3 protein-coding genes are annotated in these 5,178 nt (G+C 62.1%); 1 reads left to right on the top strand and 2 read right to left on the bottom strand.

Features of this window, described 5'->3' with window-relative positions; genetic code table 11:
• Together ABX749_RS20930 and ABX749_RS20925 are read right to left on the bottom strand one after the other, a co-directional pair.
• The coding region (locus ABX749_RS20930; protein WP_372897684.1) for a WD40/YVTN/BNR-like repeat-containing protein at positions 1-2,590 on the bottom strand (2,590 nt) is incomplete at its 3' end.
• Positions 2,587-2,979 (bottom strand): CrcB family protein, encoded by a 393-nt coding sequence (locus ABX749_RS20925; RefSeq protein ID WP_145214321.1) that lies wholly within the window; start codon positions 2,977-2,979, stop codon positions 2,587-2,589. The genes ABX749_RS20925 and ABX749_RS20930, both read right to left, overlap by 4 nt.
• A gap of 145 nt (positions 2,980-3,124) precedes the next feature.
• Here ABX749_RS20925 and ilvB point away from each other — a divergent pair, with 145 nt between their 5' ends.
• Positions 3,125-4,906, top strand: coding sequence for a biosynthetic-type acetolactate synthase large subunit (ilvB, locus tag ABX749_RS20920; RefSeq protein WP_372897683.1), 1,782 nt, complete (start codon positions 3,125-3,127; stop codon positions 4,904-4,906).
• Positions 4,907-5,178: the final 272 nt, after the last annotated feature.

The raw sequence follows: 5,178 nt of genomic DNA, 5'->3' as shown, positions 1-5,178 counted from the left end.
GTCTCCGGCCTCGTGTTTGCGCGGATCGGATCCCTGGGGCGTTCCAGAACAATTCGTCGAGTTGGCCGTCCAACCGCGGAGGTTCAACGGTTCTTGCGGCGATCGCGGTTTGGCGTGAAGACGGCTGAAGCAAACTGGACCAGGGCGACCCGAGATCGGCGATACGACGCACGTCGGCGGAGAAGTCGTGTTCGGCCACGGGGTCTTCGGTGGGGGCTTCATCGGTCTGCTCGGTTGTGGCCTGCTCGGTTGTGTTTCGCGGATGCCGAGCCAACGCGTCTTCGACGATCAAGCGAACCGGATGCATTTGCCAGGCCAGATCGATTTGGTGATCCGCCGTGTGTTCGGATGTCTGGCGAAAGGGGGTGAGCAGGCTATTGGGTCGGTGCAGGCCGTTGAATCGGTGATTGCCGAGGGGCAGTGCCGCGGAGGCTTGGATCACGGTCGGTTGCGAATCCGGGGTCGCACTGCGGTTGGATTGGAACGGCGAAACGATAGCTGCATGACCGCCGCCGGTCGGCAACAGTTCTTGGGCAGCGTCGGGCAGCGATTGGACGTTGCTGAAGGGCGTTGCGGCAGGTTCGCCCGAGGCGGTCGGTTCGCCCGCGGAACGCAGGCGGTTGATCAGCGCCCGATGCCGGTCCCATTCCTGGCTCTGTTGGCGTGCGCGGGCGTGGAGTCCCAGAAGCTGGGCGGCGGAGGAATCGCTGAATCGGCGCGCGATCTCATTCCACACCGCGATCGGGTTCGGTTGACCGATCGACCGTCGCGCGATCGACCAGGCGGACCGAAATTGATCTTCGCGGCTGGTTTGATCCAGCAGTCGGCTCAGCGCTTCGGCGAACTCGTCGGGCGTCACCTGTTGTGAGACGCCCGTTTGCGTCATCAGCAACTCGGTGATGGCCGCCTGCTGTTTCAGTCTCCCTTGGATGATGTTCAATCTTCGGCGACTGGCTTTGCTCTGGCGCGGCGGCAAGCGATGCCCACGGTTCAGGCGAACGCCCAGACCTAGACTGTCGCCGCGTGCGAGTTGGGAACCTCCGCTGTAACGGGTGTTGATGGCGACCCAAGGGTTCTCTGCGGCTTCGGCGCCGCTGGCGAGTTCGAAATCAGACACCAACATCAAGCCGTCTGCGGCGAAGTCACCCGCCAGCACGCCGCTGTCGGGAAGCATCGCGCTGTCGTGCAAAAGCGTCTCGCCGCGTCCGTGCAATGCGAACTCGACCACTTTTTCGGTACCGCCGGCGACGGCGTGTTGCAGCAGCGCCGTTTTGGTTTCCGCAGGCAGTGCGTCGCTGAGGGCAAGGATCGGTGGCTGGTGGACGTCGATCCAACGTCGCAGTGTCACCAGCGAATCGTTTTCGTCCGCGGCCGGAAACGAGTCCACCGCCGCGACACCGAGTCTCATCGCGGCTTGGTCCAATGCATGAGACGTCGGTGGGGAGCGCGTCCCGACGATCAGATTGCAACGCAATCGTTTTTCCAATGTTTCGCGTCCGATCAACGTCCACGGGATCTGGTCTTCGTTGGCGGCGATCACCAACATCGCGCAGGATCCGGGCGGGCCTTGCGGCGCGTCGGTCGACCGCACAACCGACCAGGTTCGTCCTCCATCGGTCGATCGAAAAATGTTTCCATGGTCGCCGGCGCACAAGATCGTTTGATCGTCCAGACGACACGAGGCGCGGATGATCGATCGCGTTTTGACTCGGTCGGACAAGCTCGCCGACTGTTCCGCGGTCGCGGTCGGCCGGATCGATGATCCTGGCAGTGTGTTGCGTGACAGTGAGTCGGTCGTTGCAGTCGCTTGCGGGTCGAGCATGGATTGCCAGCTTCGTCCGCCGTCGCGCGACTGAAACGAGGTGGCGCCGGTGATCGGATCCGGGGCGCCGACGGCGGTGATGGAAGCACGCCGGTCGCCGGAGTGGTTACCACGGGAGCGTTCGATCGAGTGCAGCAACGGCAGCTCGGAATCGCCCGATCGACGCCACGACGCTCCGGCATCCTGGCTGACCAAAATGACGCCGCGGCTGATTCGCGTGACCACGTCCACGCCGCCGCCGAGGGCGACGACTCGCCGGTCATCGACCCACAGGACGTCATTGAGTCGGCACTGCACACCGCTTTCCACCTCCTTCCATGATCGTCCGCCATCGGCAGTGACAACGATGCTGCCGTGGTCGCCGACTGCAACGCCACGATCCTGGCCCCAAAACTGCAACGCTCGAATCGTCGCGGAGGCTTGTAGGGTGTCGCTATCGCAATAGGGCGGAGACGTCAGCGCGGTCGGGGCGGTGCCTTTGGAGCCGGCGCCCGACGTGATCGGGATGGCTTGAATGGGCGGCAGCGATCGCAGGGTGTCGGGGCCGTTGGGAGCTGGCTGGGCAAGGGCTGACGGCGTGCCGAGGAGCGCGAACAACAGGATCGCGGCGATCCAAGTGGCCCACTCGCGGGGAGGCCGTGGAATGCCGAAGCGACCGCCAACGGCGGTGGTGGGAAGGGGGGCTGCGGTGGGTGTCTCCGCCCACGGATGAGGGTCGCGGCGTCCATGGTTGTGGTCTGTCTGGTGCATCAAAGTTCCGCCATTCATGTTTGAATCCACCACCTGACTAGGTGGCCCGCGAGAATCAGCGCCAAATAGCCGAGGATCAAGTTGGCCAGGACGTAGATGCCCGATGCCCCCCAGCGTCCCTCGCCGGCGAGCATCGACGACTCGGCCGTGAACGTGGAAAACGTGGTCAACGAGCCCAGGAATCCGACCCGGAGGGCAAGCATTAATCGCTCAATCGACTCCGATTGCGTCGGGTCAAGGGAAGACAACGCCCCCAAGAGGCCGCATCCGACGAGATTGGCGATCGTGGTTCCCAGCATCGTCGACCCGCCCGGCAGCGCCGCCGCGGTGAGTGTCAGGCCGTATCGGCAGAGCGATCCGATCGCTCCGCCCAAGGCGATTGCTGCCAAATTGAACCAACTAGTCATCTTTGCCGGGTGTTTTTCGCATTGCCTAAGCTTCGGCCCCCACTTACGTTAGCAGCTAGGTTCGGAAGTTCTCCCTGCCACGTAAATGTCAGTTTTTCTACTTTCGACGTCTCCATTTCCATTTCGTCCTAGCAATTTCCCACTCATGAGCACCGCAAAAGCTGCCAACACTGAAAACCGCGTGATGACCGGAGCCGACATCATTGTCAAATCACTGGTAGATCACGGGGTCGATGTACTATTCGCCTATCCGGGCGGATGCAGCATGCCGTTGCACCAGGCCCTGACGCGTTACGGCGATTCGATCCGGACAATTTTGCCGCGTCACGAGCAGGGGGGGGCGTTTGCCGCCCAAGGTTACGCCCGTTCGACCGGTCGGGTCGGCGTGGTGCTGGCTACCAGCGGCCCAGGCGCCACGAACCTGGTCACCGCCATCGCCGACGCCAAACTGGACAGCATTCCGATGGTCTGTCTGACCGCCCAGGTTCCCACCCGAGCGATCGGCTCGGACGCGTTCCAAGAAACGCCGATGGTCGAGGTTTGCCGCGGAATCACCAAGCACCACTACCTGGTCACGAACATCAGCGAATTGCCGCGAGTGATGAAGGAGGCGTTCCACATCGCCAGTAGCGGTCGCCCCGGGCCGGTGTTGGTCGATTTGCCCAAGGACGTCCAATTGTCCGACGTGACGAGCAACTTGGATTTGGATCCGCCGATGAATCTGCCCGGCTACGAAGCGGCGCCCCCGCCGGTGGCCAGCGAGACGATTCGTCAGCTCACCGCCGCGATCCGACTCGCCCGTCGCCCGATGATCTACGCCGGCGGCGGAATCATCTTGGGCAACGCCAGCGAAGAGCTCAACGAGTTCATCAACAAGACGGGCATTCCGACCGTGACCACCGTGATGGGCATCGGTGCGGTACCGCCGGACAACGAAAACTCCCTGGACTGGTTGGGGATGCACGGCGCGGCGTACGCCAATTATGCCGTCCGGGATTGCGACCTGTTGATCGCGTTGGGCGTTCGTTTTGACGACCGTGTGACCGGGAAAGTCGAAGCGTTCGCCAAGGACGCCAAGATCATCCACGTTGACATCGACGGTTCCGAACTGAACAAGAACAAGGAAGCCCACATCCCGGTTCGCGGCGACGTCAAACAAGTGCTCAACGCCCTGAACAAGACCGTCACCAAGTGCGACATCGAACCCTGGCGCGAGCATTGCAAAGAACTCAAGGCGAAGTACCCCTTCAAGTACGACACCGAGTTCGACGGGATCTTGCAGCAACACGCGATCCGCACGCTCAGTGACATCACCGCGGACATGGACGCCCAGATCTCCGTCGGCGTCGGGCAGCACCAGATGTGGGCGGCACAGTTCTACCGATTCCGACGCCCCCGCACCTGGCACTCCAGCAGCGGACTGGGCACGATGGGATTCGGATTGCCGTGTGCGATGGGGATTCAAGCGGCGCTGCCGAATTCCTTGGTCATCGACATCGACGGCGATGGCAGTTTCCAGATGAACGTCCAAGAACTGGCGACGTGTTTCTGCGAAGAATTGCCCGTCAAAGTCTTCTTGCTCAACAACCAGCACCTGGGAATGGTGGTTCAGTGGGAAGATCGCTTCATGGATCGAAACCGAGCCCACACCTACTTGGGACCGATCAGTCACAACGAAGCCAGCGGCAACAGCGACGCGGAACGGTTCTCCTACGCCACCGAGCGTTATCCCGACTTTGTGAAAATCGCGCAAGGATATGGGTGCGGTGCGGCGACGGTGAGAAAGAAAGCCGATTTGGAAGGTGCGATCCGTGAAATGATCGCCCATCCCGGCCCCTACGTCTTGGATGTCGAAGTGCCCTACCAAGAGCACGTCTTGCCGATGATCCCCGGCGGCATGACCGTCGACGACATGATCCTGCAGTAGCAGTCGATCAAGCCGGTGCCGCGTCTCCGGACGTGGCGTGAGCCAATGGCGTGACGGCTTGTTGATTTAATCAGCCGTTTGGCGCGAGCCTACGGGCGCCGGTGAGTGATCGACATGATGCATGCCCGTACGCTTGCGCGAAACGGCTAATCCCACGTGCGATCGGATTGACTCAACAAGCCGTGACGCGTCCCGCTGGGCGCGATGCGGTCGACGATCGCCGCTACAATGAGTGGTCCCCACCCGTTCTGGACGACTTTGTGAAGTGATGG

The organism is Stieleria sp., from assembly GCF_041595215.1.
In the GTDB taxonomy this organism is placed as follows: domain Bacteria; phylum Planctomycetota; class Planctomycetia; order Pirellulales; family Pirellulaceae; genus Stieleria; species Stieleria magnilauensis.
Note: the sequence above shows the minus strand (reverse complement) of the source record. Positions and strands in the feature narration are given on the sequence as shown.

Coding starts and splice junctions, on each gene's coding strand:
- ABX749_RS20925 (WP_145214321.1), bottom strand. CDS start 2,979: ATGACTAGTTGGTTCAATTTGGCAGCAATCGCCTTGGGCGGAGCGATC.
- ilvB (WP_372897683.1), top strand. CDS start 3,125: ATGAGCACCGCAAAAGCTGCCAACACTGAAAACCGCGTGATGACCGGA.